Annotated in this window: 16 protein-coding genes, 3 pseudogenes and 1 other annotated feature; of the genes and pseudogenes, 7 read left to right on the top strand and 12 right to left on the bottom strand. The window is 34.5% G+C overall.

The window, feature by feature from the left end; genetic code table 11:
• Positions 1-44: 44 nt before the first annotated feature.
• Positions 45-1715 carry a fibronectin type III domain-containing protein gene (locus tag GSH73_RS00505; protein ID WP_014757400.1) on the top strand — a complete coding sequence of 557 codons (1671 nt, stop codon included), beginning with the start codon at positions 45-47 and terminating at the stop codon, positions 1713-1715.
• 141 nt (positions 1716-1856) lie between these two features.
• Here the strand turns inward: GSH73_RS00505 and GSH73_RS00500 are convergent, their stop codons facing one another.
• Positions 1857-2111, bottom strand: coding sequence for a hypothetical protein (locus tag GSH73_RS00500; RefSeq protein ID WP_014757401.1), 255 nt, complete (start codon positions 2109-2111; stop codon positions 1857-1859).
• Between the two features lie 474 nt (positions 2112-2585).
• Between GSH73_RS00500 and GSH73_RS00495 the strand changes: the two genes are divergently transcribed.
• Complete coding sequence (locus GSH73_RS00495; protein WP_014757402.1) at positions 2586-3878, top strand: IS110 family RNA-guided transposase; 1293 nt, start codon at positions 2586-2588, stop codon at positions 3876-3878.
• 275 nt (positions 3879-4153) lie between these two features.
• Positions 4154-4694, top strand: a pseudogene (locus GSH73_RS00490) (IS3 family transposase); the annotation flags it as partial.
• Here GSH73_RS00490 and cas8a1 read toward each other — a convergent pair.
• On the bottom strand, positions 4614-5126 hold the full coding sequence (gene cas8a1 / locus GSH73_RS00485; RefSeq protein ID WP_233432544.1) for a type I-B CRISPR-associated protein Cas8b1/Cst1: 513 nt from the start codon (positions 5124-5126) through the stop codon (positions 4614-4616). The pseudogene GSH73_RS00490 and the gene cas8a1 overlap by 81 nt on opposite strands.
• Positions 5127-5501: 375 nt before the next feature.
• Positions 5502-5553: a sequence feature (sodium ion sensor (DUF1646 type); this cis-regulatory element may regulate processes involved in with the transportation of sodium ions), on the top strand.
• Between the two features lie 71 nt (positions 5554-5624).
• On the opposite strand from cas8a1, the gene GSH73_RS00480 reads away from it, so the two are divergent.
• On the top strand, positions 5625-6677 hold the full coding sequence (locus GSH73_RS00480) for a DUF1646 family protein (protein ID WP_014757405.1): 1053 nt from the start codon (positions 5625-5627) through the stop codon (positions 6675-6677).
• A gap of 61 nt (positions 6678-6738) precedes the next feature.
• Here the strand turns inward: GSH73_RS00480 and GSH73_RS00475 are convergent, their stop codons facing one another.
• The 4 genes from GSH73_RS00475 to GSH73_RS00460 all read right to left on the bottom strand — a co-directional run bounded on the left by GSH73_RS00475 (position 6739) and on the right by GSH73_RS00460 (position 9031).
• On the bottom strand, positions 6739-7410 hold the full coding sequence (locus GSH73_RS00475) for a hypothetical protein (protein ID WP_014757406.1): 672 nt from the start codon (positions 7408-7410) through the stop codon (positions 6739-6741).
• A gap of 73 nt (positions 7411-7483) precedes the next feature.
• Positions 7484-7699, bottom strand: coding sequence for a YgaP family membrane protein (locus tag GSH73_RS00470; RefSeq protein WP_014757407.1), 216 nt, complete (start codon positions 7697-7699; stop codon positions 7484-7486).
• A 243-nt stretch (positions 7700-7942) separates the two neighbouring features.
• Positions 7943-8626, bottom strand: coding sequence for a lysophospholipid acyltransferase family protein (locus GSH73_RS00465; protein WP_014757408.1), 684 nt, complete (start codon positions 8624-8626; stop codon positions 7943-7945).
• Between the two features lie 81 nt (positions 8627-8707).
• Positions 8708-9031, bottom strand: a complete 324-nt coding sequence (locus GSH73_RS00460) for an AzlD domain-containing protein (RefSeq protein WP_014757409.1) — start codon at positions 9029-9031, stop codon at positions 8708-8710.
• 307 nt (positions 9032-9338) lie between these two features.
• Here GSH73_RS00460 and istA point away from each other — a divergent pair.
• A pseudogene (gene istA / locus GSH73_RS00455) lies at positions 9339-10047 on the top strand (IS21 family transposase); the annotation flags it as partial.
• Between the two features lie 256 nt (positions 10048-10303).
• On the opposite strand, the gene GSH73_RS00450 reads toward istA, so the two are convergent.
• The 4 genes from GSH73_RS00450 to GSH73_RS00440 are packed head-to-tail and all read right to left on the bottom strand — an operon-like array spanning position 10304 to position 13322.
• Entirely contained in the window at positions 10304-11128 is an 825-nt protein-coding gene (locus tag GSH73_RS00450; protein ID WP_200866690.1) for a tyrosine-type recombinase/integrase, read from the bottom strand.
• A complete protein-coding gene (locus GSH73_RS00445; protein WP_233432545.1) occupies positions 11115-11741 on the bottom strand; it encodes a tyrosine-type recombinase/integrase in 627 nt (208 codons plus the stop codon). The genes GSH73_RS00450 and GSH73_RS00445 overlap by 14 nt, the downstream gene beginning before the upstream one ends.
• 36 nt (positions 11742-11777) lie before the next feature.
• Positions 11778-12086 (bottom strand): hypothetical protein, encoded by a 309-nt coding sequence (locus GSH73_RS13365; RefSeq protein WP_014757411.1) that lies wholly within the window; start codon positions 12084-12086, stop codon positions 11778-11780.
• A gap of 3 nt (positions 12087-12089) precedes the next feature.
• The gene (locus GSH73_RS00440; protein ID WP_014757412.1) at positions 12090-13322 is read right to left on the bottom strand and encodes a site-specific integrase; all 1233 of its coding nucleotides are present in this window, start codon (positions 13320-13322) and stop codon (positions 12090-12092) included.
• Between the two features lie 161 nt (positions 13323-13483).
• Here GSH73_RS00440 and GSH73_RS00435 point away from each other — a divergent pair.
• Positions 13484-14056 (top strand): annotated as a pseudogene (locus GSH73_RS00435) (Mu transposase domain-containing protein); the annotation flags it as partial.
• Positions 14022-14795, top strand: a complete 774-nt coding sequence (gene istB, locus GSH73_RS00430) for an IS21-like element helper ATPase IstB (protein ID WP_014757414.1) — start codon at positions 14022-14024, stop codon at positions 14793-14795. The pseudogene GSH73_RS00435 and the gene istB, both read left to right, overlap by 35 nt.
• 60 nt (positions 14796-14855) lie before the next feature.
• Here the strand turns inward: istB and GSH73_RS00425 are convergent, their stop codons facing one another.
• Together GSH73_RS00425 and GSH73_RS00420 are read right to left on the bottom strand one after the other, a co-directional pair.
• Positions 14856-15728: an IS3 family transposase gene (locus GSH73_RS00425; RefSeq protein ID WP_014757415.1), complete on the bottom strand. Its 873-nt coding sequence runs from the start codon at positions 15726-15728 to the stop codon at positions 14856-14858.
• A complete protein-coding gene (locus GSH73_RS00420; RefSeq protein WP_014757416.1) occupies positions 15725-16012 on the bottom strand; it encodes a transposase in 288 nt (95 codons plus the stop codon). The genes GSH73_RS00425 and GSH73_RS00420 overlap by 4 nt, the downstream gene beginning before the upstream one ends.
• Positions 16013-16073: the final 61 nt, after the last annotated feature.

Raw genomic sequence — 16073 nt, 5'->3', positions numbered from 1 at the left:
GTATTATCATTTATTTGGAATAAAATAAAGAAAGGGGTTTAGTCATGAAGAGGTTTTTATCTTTTATCACGGCATTAGCAATGGTGCTTTTCATCTTTACAGTACAAAGTCCAATTTTCGCCGACTCAAATTCCACAGGTGCCACAAGTTTACCAGATCACATTACGCTTACTTGGACTCAAGATCCCACTACAACACAGACGATAACATGGAGGACAGACACGACAGTAAATTTAGGACAAGTCCAGTACGGAAAAGACCCATCGCTTAAAGATGCCAAGATAGTTGATGCTACCGTACAAAAATTCTCATCAGATTTAGGAGACATGAACATTCACTCAGCTACCATGACAAATTTAGATCCCGGAACAACATATTACTACAGAGTAGGATACGGCAACAACTTAAACAGCATATACAGTTTTACAACAGAAGCAAAAGATACAAATTCATTTAAGTTTTTGATATTTGGCGACAGTCAAAGTGGAATAGCAACAGATCCACAATACGGTCCATGGAAGGCTACGATACATAATGCGTATAGCACAAATAAGGATTCAAAGTTCTTCGTAAATGTAGGAGACCTTGTTGAGATTGGGCAATTGTATACACACTGGAACAACTGGTTTGATGCAGCAAAAGGTGTAATAGATGCAATACCGGAAATGCCTGTTGAAGGCAATCACGAGACATACCAATCATCAAACTACGATTCAGGCAAGCCAAAAGATTTTGTAAGTCAGTTTCCAGTCCCGCAAAATGGTCCTGACAGCTTAAAAGGACAAGTCTATTCTTTTGATTACGGTAATGCACATATAGTGATGCTTGATAGCCAAGAAGACGAAGAAGAAACTGTTTCAGGCGACATATTAGAAGCACAAAAAGCATGGCTTGATAAAGACTTAAAGAGTACCAACAAAACATGGAAAATAGTCTTCTTCCATAAGACACCGTATTACAATAAAGCTACTCGTTCAAACGAACAGATAAAAGCAGCATTTCAGCCTATATTTGATAAATACCATATAGATGTAGTCTTTAACGGTCACGATCACGGTTATTCACGGACATATCCAATCAAAAACGATCAATATGTAAAAAACCCTGCAGATGGAACCGTATATGTTGTAACAGGAAGAAGTGGAAATAAGTATTATCCAGATCTTTCACAGAAAGTATGGGATGCCTTTTTCTACGACCCACAAGACCAGCCAAATTACATTGTGGCTACCATTAACGGCAATACGCTTACGATAAAAGCAGTAAAACAGGACGGAACGCCTATCGATACGTATTCAATAACAAAAAATCCTGATGGAACAGAAACAGATTCTCCACAGACTGTGATACCAACAAAATACAATGCAACTATGGTGACTATATACGGCAACATGCTTCAGCAGCCTTTTATGCCATCAAATCCCAAACAAATAAATGGCAAATGGTATGTACCTGCAAGAGCATTTATGCAATACTTAGGCAGCAACGTAGACTGGAACGCAAACGGTACAATAAGTATAACATATGGAAAAACACAAGCAAACTTGAACATAAGTAGCACTAAAGCACAATTAAACAGCAAAACATTAGCAATTCCAGACGCAATAGTATTAAACAATGGATTAACGTGGATATCGGCAGACGACTTAAAAGCACTCTTTGGCTTCAGCTACAAATACGATTCAAATACAAACATGTTGATGTTTGTCAAATGAATTTTGGCAAGTCCTGTTGTTCTATCAATCAGATGACATTCATCTATAATTTAATGTACAATGTAAAAAACAACCACATTACCATATCATTATTTTTAGCATGAAAAAGCCGCGTTGGCCTATCCCGCCTTAGCGGCTTTATTAATGAGATACTACATCAAGCTCTGTTACAATATCTTTAATCGGCTCTCCATCCAAGATAAAATTATTAATAAAATCATCAATACCGTTAAATACCTGTTCTGTCTCTTGTTTGCAACTTTCTGAAATAAACACTTTTTCGCCATCAAAATATAAAGAATATTCCTTCCCCAGATGTTTGAATATTATCTCTCCAATATCATCTATATCGATTATAAATTCGTCAAGGTTTTTATACTTATCATAAGGTATCATTTTTTATCACCATCCTAGTATAATATATTTGTAACAAAGTTACATAATTTATATCAAATCGGGAGTTAATACACCGAACAATAATTTAACATGACCTTTCTATGTTCGGATTTATCCTAATGCTCAACTCCTATATTATGCATATCTTGTCTTAAATGACTTTATATGTCACATCTTAAAAGTCATTTAAGACGCTTTTAAATAAATAATTTGGGATATCCTTTAAGCCGGTATAGACTTAAGCTTTAACTTTGTGTACAATCTTCTCTGAATAGAGGATAAATGTATCACCTCCTGGGAGATCGTCCTTACGGTCTATACCCGTGAAATAGCTAATTATTCCATTTAGTGAAGATTTATGTTTTGGCTGGTTGGGACCGGCTTTTCGGGATACCCGCGTCACATGCTAGGTTGTTTACTCACTAAATAGAATGGATATTCTTATTCACTTTTACTTAAAGGAGTTGTTATTTTATGAGTTTTTTGCCTAATTATATTAGTGTCGGTATTGATGTCGCTGCTGATTTTAGCTGGTTTTGCATCTTGACACCTGATGGAAGGGAGTTTAAAAAGCCATTTAAGGTTGATCACGATAATGCTGATTCCCTTAAAAATGCTGCTCTGTCAATTAAAAAGGCAGAAGAGCAATTCTCCATGAAATCTAAGATATTTCTGGAGTCTACGGGAATCTACCATTTCCCACTCTTCTGCCACCTAAAAGAATTAGGATTTGAGGTTTTTGTTATTAATCCTCTCATTACTAATTCTAACAAAAATATTGGTATAAGAAAAGTGAAAAATGATAGACTTGATGCAAAACGTATTGCTGTTACTGGTTATTCGCCTGATACTAAGGTTTCTGTTATGCCCGCTGAGTTAATTTTAAATCTTAGATGTTTATGCAGAGAGTACTATAGCCTTGTCGATAATCATACTTCTTATGTGAATAAGCTTAAAGCTCAATTGCATATTGTTTTCCCTGGTTTTTGCAATGTTTTCTCTGATGTTACTGGAATTGCAGCTATCTCTCTGTTAAAAAGATTTCCAACACCAGAAGATGTCATTAATGCTCAAACTGATGAAATAGTTAAGCTTATTTCAACGTCATCCAGAAAAGGCTTGAATTATGCTAAAGCTAAGTATGATAAGTTATTTAAAGCTGCCAAAAATGCTTTGAATTTCAGGTATAATTTACCTTCTGTCTATGACGTACTAAAAGTGTATATTTATTTCATAGAAGAATTTGATAAAAAGATTAATCTGATATTATCTAAAATCAAGGCTTTTGTGGATGAAAATAAGTCTGAGAAATTTGTACAGCAAATTTATTACCTCGATTCTATACCTGGTGTTGGTTTTCTATCAGCGGTTACTCTTATGTGTGAAATAGGCGATTTTTCAGCATTTAGAAAGCCTAAGCAGCTTTTTGCATATTTTGGTGTAGATCCTTCTGTTAATGAATCTGGTCATTTTAAAGGTACTGACAATAAAATGTCCAAAAGAGGTTCTAAAATTGCCAGGCGTGTTCTCTATGCCATTGCTTTAGCTTCTGTAAGGGTTAAAAGAAATGGCATAGCAATAAATCCTGTACTTTATGATTATTACCAGAAAAAGAAGGAATCGAAACCTAAAAAAGTAGCTCTTGGAGCAATTATGCACAAGATTTCAGATATTGTATTTGCTGTTCTAAGAGATAATAAGCCTTTTGTATTAAAGACACCTGATGAACACCAACTACAATATCAAAACATTCATAAAGCTGCTTAAAGTCTTGCACTATACTTGGAAATAGCTATTAACCATATTAAGTTTTCAAAGTTCGGCTCTTAATTGGGTTTGTTTGCTATACCCTTTTTTACAACATAAAAAATTTTAAATTTCTTTCTAAAACCTATTGACTTTTACTAGCTGGTCTAGACATTTTTAATCATTTCTTTTTCATGCTCATTCAACTTATGACATTTTTCTAATCTTTATACCTTTTACTCTATAATGATACCAGAAAACTAGACAAACAAAAAGTCAAAAATAAGTTAGAGGTATTGCAAGAAGAAAAACGCTTTATGAAATCGCTGCTGAATACGAAATACATCCGAATATGATTAGCCGCTGGAAAGCAGAATTTATCAATAATGCAGCAAAGGTGTTTAGCAAAGAAACCGACGATTTAGAAAAAGCCAAAAAATCATATGAAAAGAAGAAGGAGGAATTATTGAAACAAATAGGGCAGCTCTCTTATGATAATGCCTGGCTTAAAAAAACTTACCAATTCTAAATCTAGTGAGGAACGCATGAAAATGATTGATAGAGGTGATAAAAAGCTTAGTATTAGCAGACAGGCTGAGCTCTTAAGCATTAATCGCACAAGTCTTTATTACAAGCCTGTGCCAACAAGCGATGAAGAATACATGATTAAACGTATCATTGATGAGGTCTATACAGCCCATCCCGAATATGGATATCGCAGAATGACAACTATACTAATGAGGGATTATGGAATCATTAAACCGTAAAAAGACTCGCCGTTACATGCGGGAGATGGGCATACACGGATTTTGCCCTGGACCAAATCTTAGTAAGAGACACAGGATTAGTGTATCCTTCATCATTACAGCCTGTATATTCTTTAGTAGCTTTCTGAACATCTATAAATGATTTGCATTTTTTAGCATAAATTTTCTCTACTTCTTTATTATTTGATTGAAGACACACTAAATTGCCACATTTGTAAAAGACAAGCGGAGAAAATTGAATAGCTAAAGCACAAGCAGAACAATAATCAGCGCCTCCATTGCCATAAGAGAAAAAATTTATAAAATCACTGGTTCCCGTTAAAGGCACTTGAGTTTTTGTAAAATATCTCTTTGAATCTCTCTTCCCGCAAGCAATACAATTACCATGACTATCTAAAGTAACAACCTCAGATAATAATTCATTGAGAAGTTTGTCATACTCACCTTTCTTGTCTTTTACACTTGGATTTGTCAATTTGCTATTTGGAAAAACAGAATACATCATCTTGTTCCAACTTTTTTGAACATATAAATCTGTTAATTCACTAAATAAACTCTTTACTTCATAATCTTCTATTTCTTCCGGTTTTCCCTTATCAAGCCAAACCAGCATAGCAGTTATACCGGCATCTACAAAAGGATTCCCCGTATATGTAAATATATTGTTCATCAATCCACCCCCTTCTAATACATACTTTTACACTTTTACCTAATATATTCTACAAAACTATCAAAAATCCTCCAAAATTTCCAAGTAAATTTATAATTTTGATATAAAACGTCGAAAGTATAAAACCAAAAGAAAACCATTGCTTAGTATTGATTTGAAAAAATTTTTATGATACAATTCAATTTAGTTGAATAATTGCTTTTTTTCGGTTGAGCAAGTTTTCTTGCTTCAAGATCTTCGGCTTCCAGGGTGGGAAGCTCATCGTCATGATGAGTTTTCTGCCTTTTTATTTTTTTATTACATAGGGCAAAATAAAGAAAGGTGATTTGCATGATTAATGTTATTTTGTTTGCAATACTATTAGTAATACTGACGGTACCATTTTTTATAAAGGCAATAGAAGATAATATTGAGTATTTTCTGTTTATCATGGGCATCATCGCAGTGACTGTAACAGGTGCAATGTCACTTGATCTTTTGTCACATATATTAAAAAACCATCTTTTGTACATTATAACGGCTGCCGTCTTCATAAGTGGTTTATTATTTGAAACTTTTAAAAATAAAATCAAAGAATTAATAAAAACAATTTTAAATCACATATCGCTTAAAATTTTTGTCTTTATGTTAATAGTCGTATTAGGACTTACGTCCAGCATTATAACCGCCATTGTCGCTTCATTAGTTTTAGTTGAAATAGTCCACATTTTGCCAATACATCACAAAGACAAAGTCGTCATAACTGTAATCGCATGTCTTTCGATTGGCCTAGGAGCAGCCCTGACACCTGTAGGAGAGCCTTTATCAACATTGGTAATCTCTGCTTTAAAAAAAGACTTCTTCTATCTTCTAAGAACGATTGGCATTTACATCGTGCCTACAATCTTTGTGCTGGGCATTTTAGGTGCTTTTTATGTGAATAGATTTGCAGAAAATGCGAAACCAAAGCAAGAGGAAGAATATTTTAAAGAGGAAGAAATGGAGATCAGAAAAATAGAAAATATTAAGTTTATCGTCATCCGCTCAATAAAAATCTTCATATTCTTGCTGGCTTTGGAGCTTTTAAGTGCTGGATTCAAACCATTGGTTGACAATTATGTGATACACATGAATGTTCGACTTTTATACTGGGTAAATATGATTTCAGCGGTATTAGACAATGCCACGTTAGCAGCAGCAGAAATAAGCCCTGCAATGGATCCTGAACACATCCGCGCTATTTTAATGGGGCTTTTGATAAGCGGTGGTATGTTAATACCAGGAAATATACCAAATATCATATCTGCAGGAAAGCTGGAGATAAAGAGCAAAGAATGGGCCAAAATAGGTATTCCAATATCTATGGCTGTTTTAATTGTCTGTTATATATTTGTATTTATATAGAAGTGATTAAGTCTCATATAAAAAGGTATGTTGTAGTTTTGCATACCTTTTTCTTAGTTCATCATGCTTCTTTTTCATCTGTATCAAATACGCTTATTTCTTTTAACTGTGGAAATTCAAAAATCGTCAGTGGTATATCTTGCAAAACTTTTATGCATTCCTCCAAGTTGTTTCTCAAATTTAAATGTTGCTCAGATAAAATCGCCTCCAGCGATCTATTCTCCCATTCAGCCCATTTTACAAATCTTTCCCTCTCTCTTACATATTGCTCTTTAATTTCATCATCAGCTACCTTGTTCATAACCTCGTCGCAGATGAAGAAATTGCATACGTAATTGCGATAGACGGGAGGAATTGTACAGCCAAAACCGCTTTTAACAAATGGACAAGCCCTAAAAAATATCGTTTTATCTCTTATTCCATTGTCATCATCATTTGTCCTTATATACTTTTCGTAGCCCTCTTTATCAAAATACCCTTTCGCATGAATGTAATAATTGTATACTACTGTTCCTGGATTATCAATTATCTTTTTTAGCACATTGAGGCCTTCGGCTGATTTAACCATCCTATGAATATCAACAAGTTCAAACTTTGGAAAATACGAACAGCATCCTCTCATCTTGATGCTGCAATAGCTTATACCCATTTTGCTTTCACAGTGATAGCATGATGTACATACATAGCGGGCATATCCATAAGAATCAAATCGTTCTAAACAGATTTTATCCATAGCATCACCTTTTTGGGAAATTTATAAAAAATTGAGGGTGAGTATTACGCTCACTCTCAATTTTGTTCTGCCATTAACTCTTTTTCTCTGACTTGTCTTCCTTCTTTGCTGTGCTTATGCCAAAAATTCTGTACAACGGGCAAAAGCCAAACGCAGCCGTAAGTATAGGTATTAATCCAAGGAGCCCCCAGTATCTGGCATTGCCTTTTAAGATAAATATTAAGAGTAAAAGAATTATTCCGATTACATATCTGACTATTTTGTCCACATTGCCTACATTAGTTTTCATACCAACACCCCCTTTCGCTTTTTCTACTATAATTATAATCCAAATATTAGAAAAAACAAACAAATTATTGTGCTTTTATAATTAAAATTTAGGCACAAAAAACAGATTCATTTTATTTTGATTCGCTTGAAATATAATCATCTCCTCCAATAAAAAAGTTCCTTAACATCAGCACCGCTTCCTTGCTGTACTTGCGCTATATAAAGTCCAACTGTAATCCATTCAGTATAAACTTTACGTTCTCTAAAATCCAGAGCAGTAATACATTTTAGAAATGCTCTCCATAAGATAATTTGCAATTCTTTCCTTCTCATTTTTATATAATGTGTTAGGATCATATACTATCTTTTTGCCTATTAATATTCTATCCTGACTTTTGTTTACGCAAACCGGATAAAAACTTATAAATCCACCGTATTCTTTATAATACATTTTTGCAACATTTATAAAACCTGTATTAAATTTATCTAAAACATCATTATACTTTTTATTCCTATCTTCAGGGAAAATAAGTATGTTATGCCCTTCTTTTAATCTATCTAAAGTCAATAGGATTGTTTCAGATATTTTTTGGCTCCCTTTATAAACAGGTATTGCATTTAAATACTTCATAATAGAAACACAAACAGGACTTATAACTGAAGATACAATGTAACTTAATGGAGGCTTTAATTTTAATTGAGGTTCAGTAAAATCAGAGTTTATGTAATTTCTACAGAGTTTTTCGTCAGTTATGTCATGAATAACCCATGGAATAAATTTCATATCAATATAAAGATTAATTATAAGTGGTGCAAAAAATCCAATGTGATTAGATACAAATATCGAAGAGTGAATATTATTTATATCTTCATAGCAATATATTTCTGGCTTTTTTATAAAGAACTTTACAATACCTTTTATTAGATTATAAGTTAAGTCTTTCATTTAATCCCCCTATAAACTTTAAAAATCATTTTCCAAATAACACCTTATATCTCTTTTAAACAGGAATTATTTTTATTACAATTAATTTATTACAAGTGAAATCAATATATAACTTATAATCCCGACTATTACAGGAGAAAAAAGCTTTCTCGATTTATAAGCTACCAGTAGAGTTGGTATTGAGGCTATTAGAAATATATTTTTATAACTTATAAATAGATGATTGCCTTTCAAAAAAATTGTCGGAAAGAGCAATGCAGACAAAACAGATACAGGTATATATTCTAAAAAGGATTTAATAAAGCTAGGCATTTCAACTCTTGATAGCCCAAACACTGGAAGAAAGCGCGGAACATATGTTACTAAAAACATGCCTAAAACAGAAATTACGAAATTTTTGTCCATGTATCAATTAACCCTCCAACCCCAGCACCAATTACAGTGGTACTATGTCAAGAAAAAGTACAAATTAAAATGAGCAAGTTATTTCCTAGTATTTCCGTACGTATTAAATTATGAATTTCAAGCAGAGAATGTCTTTATGCATATTTATTGATTACCCAATAAGTTTTGTTGCCTTCTTCAAGTATTGTGCTTCATGTCACTAACGGTGTATAATTAACCCAGGAGTAACGAGAAGGAATTGACCCACCCCCTGTCGAAATATCCCTCTGATCTAAATCAAATCAAAAGAATCGGAGGGAGATAAAAAATGCTAGGGAGTGGATCTATTATCATGATACATAAATCAAGGCAGAAGGCAAGAGTATTCGTGCAATTTCACGAGAAACAGGGCATTCTCGAAATACAATAAGAAAGTATCTTAAAACAGAGGAAATTCCCGAAAGAAAACCTCGTCCTAAGAGAGGTTCAAAACTTGACCCTTATAAAAATATTATTCATGAGTATATTAACATGGGAATATTTAACTGTGAAGTTATTTACGAAAGAATGAAAGAAGAAGGTTACACAGGAGGAAAAACTATTTTAAGAGACTACGTGAGGCAGTTTAGACCTTCAAAACACATTCAGGCTGTATGCCGCTATGAAACAAAGCCTGGAGAACAAGCTCAGGTTGACTGGGGTGAATACAATTACATTGATCAGGAAACAGGAGAAGTAAAAAACTCTACCTCTTTGTTATGGTACTTGGTTATTCAAGAGCAATGTATGTGTAATTCACAAATCGCTGTGATGTTCACACATTCAATCGCTGCCTTATACATGGTTTTGAATATTTTGATGGAGTAACTGACGTTGTACTTACTGATAGAATGAAAACAGTAATCATAGGTACAGATGCAAACAAGAAGCCTATATGGAATACAGTATTTGAGGATCTAGCAGCAACTTTGGGGTTTGTACCAAAAGTGTGCAAAGTCAGACGCCCACAGACAAAAGGTTATGTTAAGAATTCCGTTATGTAAAGAAGTTTGTAACATTCAATACATAACGGAATTTTAGATTTTATTTCTTTACATAATCATCTGCAATTAAAATTTTTAAGCCAATCTTTCAATCTTGTATTGTTATCCCATTCTGCGTTTTCCTTTGGAACTATTTCCTTGCTTGCTGCTTCGATAGCTTCTTTTTTTTTGTTGCGTCGGCTCTGGCATATACTTCAGTGGTCTTGACACTTACATGCCCGAGAAGATCCCTGATATATATCAAATCAACTCAGGAATCTACAAGATCCATTGCTGTTGTGTGCCTCATTTTATGTGGACTGAAATCTTCAGGAATCAAATCTGGTTTTTTAATTCTGGCCAAATCAGCATATTTTTTGATAATATAATTTATACCTTGACGTTTAAATTGTTCTTTCATGTGGTTTTTAAAAAGCCAGTCATTTAGACGATATTCTTTATCAAGACCATATCTTACAATATAATCTTCAAGTATCTTTACTGTATTGCTTACCAGTGGTACATATCTACTTTTTTGGCCTTTTCCATGAACTAAAAGCGTTGCTGGGTAATGTAGTGATATATCTTTAACTTTGATATTGATCAATTCACTTACCCGGATACCTGTCGTATATAACAATGTCAGCATTGTATAATTACGAAAACCACTTTTTGTATTGATATTTATTTGTTCAAACAGTAGTTTAACACCTTCCGTTTTAAGATATGAAATCTCTTTCTGTGGGGCTTTTTTTATCGGTATGCCTAAAATAAATTGAAACTCAAATAAATAATCCGGAAACTCATACATCAAATAACTGATAAAACTGTTCAATGCGGCCTGTCGTTGATTTCGTGTTGCGACTGAGTTTTTTCGTTTTGCCTGTAACCATTCAAGGAATTCCAGTATTGTATGGTAAGTCAAGTCAGATATTTCTATCGAATCGGCCGGAGTACCTTTCTCCTCCATGAAAGTAAGAAATAGTATAAAAGCATATCGATATGAATCAATTGTCATTGGTGTACTACCGTTGGTATTAGGAAGATATACGGTAAAAAACTTATTAAGATAATAGGCAAATTTAGTTGTTTTCATGATTCGCCTCCCCAAATACTGCATCCATCTTATCTTTGAACTGTTTTTCAATATAAGGAAACATACTCATCGTCAAGCGTACATACCGTTCTGTCGCATAAATGGTTTTATGACCAAGATATGTAGAAAGTATCGGAAGAGCAACATATATATCTATTCCTGTATCAAGCATCTGTTTAAAAGAATTTACAGCAAATGTATGTCGAAAGTCATGTATCCTTGGGCCTTCACCATTCCCTATATACGGAATACCGGCTTTTTTAAGAAACATACGATGATGCTCATAAATGATATCACCACTGCAACGCCTTCCGTTTGCTAATGTAAAAATATAGTCTTCTTCATTTAGTAGATAGAAACATTTTGATGCATACTGTTTTATCAATGATCTAAGTTCATCACTGAGAACAATATATCTATCACAGTCATTCTTAGTTTCAGATAACTTTATGATTCCAGCATCTAAATCAACATCTTGTTTGCGAATACCCAGGGTTTCATTGATTCGAGTACCACAACAATACAAAATGCGGAATAATACAGGATATTGAATCTTATCCTTCTTATTCTTTGAAGAATCAAATGTATCAACTGCTGAAAAATATTTTTGGATTTCATCATCTGTATAAATGTGTGGCTGAAATTGTGTCTATCTAAAAGAGATGTCCCTGGTGACAAAAACATTGTATCCCTTTTTGCTAAGATAGATAAGAAATTGTTTTATTCCATTAATTCGTGAGTAGTGGGTTGTATTAGATTCATTTTCGCGTTTTTTTGTCCATTCATCTGCAAGTTCTCTTGTAAAAGCTGGAGTTGATAAAGCATGTTCTATACAAAACCGGTCAAAGCACCTTAGATGAGTGTAAAAACTTTTTTCTTGATATCCAGAGGAAACTTTATAATCCAGATATATGTTCATTTCATTAGCAAAAATGCATGTAAACTTCGGTCTATTCATAATTTATACCTCATAAAAGTCAGTTTTTAGCTCTGGAACAGGAAGAACACATTGTTTTAAACGACTTATGTCCACCGTAAGATACACCTTCGTTGATTCTGTGCTCTGGTGTCCTAGAACTGTGCTTATGATCGGCATGGATACATTCTTTTTCAGTAGATTTGTAGCCAAACTGTGCCTTAAAGAATGTGCGCCATGTTTTTTTTGTTGCCAATGACTGATATTTGCTATTCGCATGTATTTAGAGACTATGGAATGAATGGTCGTTTTGTTCAGTTTTTTTCCTCGCTTTGCTGACTCGCATGAAACTATGATCTCCGGAGTATCTGTATCCGGTCTGCCATTTTTAAGATAATCAATAATAGCATTTCCAATGGAGGATAAAAGCGGATACACAACTGGAATGCCAGTTTTATGCTGGTTGAAAATAATAGTGTTCTTATCCCAGTCAATCTGTTCAAACCTGAAATTCACAATATCGGAGCTTCTCCAACCGTATTCGGATGCCAGCAGCAAGATTAGATAATCTCTTTTTCCTGTTGCGGATGTTCTTTCAACGGCATTAATCATGTTTCTGATTTCCTCTTCCTCATAGGTAGTTGGAATCTTGCTGTGCTTTTTATAATTATCCGGTAATATGAAAATAGAGCAGTCTTTGTCTGTAATGCCGATATCATAAGCGTAGCATAGAAATAACCTAATAGCAGAATTACAGTTGTGTTTTGATGCAATCGAATAGTTTTGACAAGAATAAAAAGCAGCTATACTTTCCACACTTAAATCATTTAGAGTCATTTTATGTTCTTCAATGAAGTTATTAAATGAATAAAGATAATGTCGTTTGTTTGATATTGTGTTCTCTGTTAGTCTAACTTTTTCCTGAAGATACTCAAGATACGATTCCATGTGTTTGCCAGACTGCCCTATAAACGAATTCATAACAGAAGATACTCTAAATTCAAAATCACCTTCTTTCTGATATGAGATAAGCATTCGTATTGCTCGTAATCTTATCCGATCATTCTTTTTTATACCGGACAAATCATGTGAGCCGAAAGTATCGTCACAATATTGGTAGCCGATGTCTTCATTAAAGTTTTTGTATTCTCTTTCCGTCATCCATTGTATCAAATCCTTCCACGTTAGGCTTATTATCCTATGGCGATTAAAAGTATACTCGCGGTCACAGATTTCTTGTTCACATAGTGTAACAAGATCTTTAATATTCGTTACCATAAATCAATCCTCCTTAAAAATATATTGATTTATGAATACCATAAAAAGCACATTATGTAAAGAAATAAAAAGCAAACATCAAGTAATATATAGATTTGCTAAATTTTCTTTACATAATGAAAGTCTTAACATAACCTTTTTTATGTTAAGATTAACATAAAAAAGGCAAAGTAGAAAGCGGAATAAACTTTGTCAAGGACAATTTTCTGCCCGGGAGAAGATTTTTAGATTATGGTGACTTAAATCGTCAAGCAGTAGAGTGGTGTGATAAGAAGAACAGAAGAGTCCATGGTACTACAGGAGAAAGACCAATTGATAGACTAACGAAAGAAAACTTAAAGCCCTTGCCTTCATTGGATAAATATCAAAAGTTTTTGGAAGAACCGAGGAAGGTACATAAAGATGGACTTTTGAGTTATGATGGTGTAAGATATGGAGTACCATGGCAGTACAGCGGGAAAGAGGTAGTTGTAAGAGAGAAAAATGACAAAATTGAAATTCTCTATAACAACAAGGTAATAGCAGTACATGACAAACATTATCGTTCAAGAAGTACAGTTTTTCTCAAAGACCAGTACAAAGGCTTAAAAGCAGCAGAAGGGATGCTTTATCCTAGGCCAAAAGCAATCAAGTTATTTTCATTAGAAGTTGAAAAGCGCTCACTTAGTCTTTATGAAAGTCTATCGGAAGTGACAGGATATGATAGATCTAGAGAAAGCCAGACTACATCTTGAAGAACTGGGACTTCTGAATGCAGCTTCTTTACTTGATTCACTCCTTGAAAGAGCGCAGCACAAAAACAGCACATATCTTGACTTCTTAAATGAGCTTCTTGAAACAGAGCTTTCAGAAAGGCAGAAGAGAAATATTGAGGTAAGATTCAAACTAGCCCGACTCCCATACAGAAAAACACTATCAGAATTTGACTTTACATTTCAGCCAAGTGTAGATGAGAAGCTGATAAAAGAACTTGCTACAATGGCCTTCGTACACCGTGCGGAAAATGTGATATTTCTTGGACCTCCTGGAGTGGGTAAGACACATCTAGCTGTAGCACTTTCTGTAGAAGCACTATCGCAGGGGATACCAATTTACTTTATCACCCTATCAAAACTAATTGAAGACCTTAAAAAAGGTTATGAAGAGAGCAGATTAGAAAGGAGGATGAGGAACTACATAAGGCCAAGGCTTCTTGTTGTAGATGAAGTAGGGTATTTACCTTTAGACAACCTTGGAGCAAATCTCTTTTTTCAGCTAGTAAGTACACGGTATGAGAGAGGAAGCATAATACTTACAAGCAACAAAGGATTTGGGGAATGGGGTGAACTAATGGGGCATCCAGTTCTTGCAACTGCGGTTTTGGACAGATTGCTGCACCATGCTCATATAATCAACATAAGAGGTAACAGCTATCGTTTAAAGGATAGGCTAAAGACTGGTCTTTATTACGGTAGTCCAAACGGGAAGGCTTAAATTAAAAAAACGTATGGTGGGTCAATTTAAAACCGTTGAAAATGGGTCAATTTTAATCCGCTATTGACATTCATACTGATCTGGCGATTTATAGTCGCAATGGCTATGAGTTCGTACAGTGTTATAAAAGGTCTCAATATATTCAAACACTAGCTTTCTAGCATGATCATAATCTCTGATTTTATATTGATTTAGCCATTCACGTTTAATTAGTGAATGAAAGGACTCTATGCAGGCGTTATCCCAAGGACACCCTTTTTTTGAGTAACTGAGTGTCATTTTTGATGCAGCTTTCCGGTATTCCTTCGATACATACTGACTTCCACGATTACTGTGGATAACTAGTGGGTTAGTTAACCTTCTAGTTGCCTTTGCTTTATTTATGATATCTAAAACACATGATACATCTAGTGTTTTGGAAAGTGTCCACGCTATAATTTTCCGTGAATACAAATCCATGATACTGGTCAGGTATACAAATCCATCTACAGTCCAGATATATGTTATAGCAGTACACCAAACTGCATTAGGAGAGTCCGGATTGAACTGTTGCTGTAAGATGTTCTCAAGAGAACTACTTAAGTCTGAGTTACGTGTTGTAACTGTATAAGGCTTGATATACCTTGCTTTTAAGCCTATTTCTTTCATATATTTGCCTACAGTTCTTTCTGAGATGACCTCTCCAGCTTTATGTAGTTCCTTTGTAATTTTAGGAGCTCCGTAAATATCATGAGACTTTGCATGGATTTCACGAATTTTGTCCTGGACAGACTCTTTCCTTAACTGCTGTTTTGATGGTTTGCGCTTTAACCAAGAGTTATAACCGGATCTGGAAACGCCTAAATGACGCAGCATTCCGCTGACAGAAACGCGGCGTTTCCATTTGGAAGCTTCACACTTGCGATAGACTTCAAGATAAATCGCCTCTGTCATTTTCCCAGAATGCTGATGGCTTTTTTTAGTACATCAAGTGCATCCTTTGCATCGCGTAATTCTCTCCGTAGTCTAGCATTTTCTTTTTCTACGTCAGAAGCGTAGTTGCCAGAACCACGAGTTGGGATCGTTCCGTTATTGGTGCTATAATCCCTAACCCACTTGCTAAGAGTGCTATACCCTATACCAAGGTTTTCTGCACACCCTCGAAGCCCTAGATCCTTATGGTCAAGGTAATACTTGACAGCTTCCTCCTTAAATTGTTGATCATGTTGTTTTGCCATGAGAAGTTCCCCCATTCTTTCTATATTTATTGTAATATTTATGCGGAACTTTCTCAATTCA

The organism is Thermoanaerobacterium aotearoense (assembly GCF_009905255.1).
Taxonomy (GTDB): domain Bacteria; phylum Bacillota; class Thermoanaerobacteria; order Thermoanaerobacterales; family Thermoanaerobacteraceae; genus Thermoanaerobacterium; species Thermoanaerobacterium aotearoense.
Note: the sequence above shows the minus strand (reverse complement) of the source record. Positions and strands in the feature narration are given on the sequence as shown.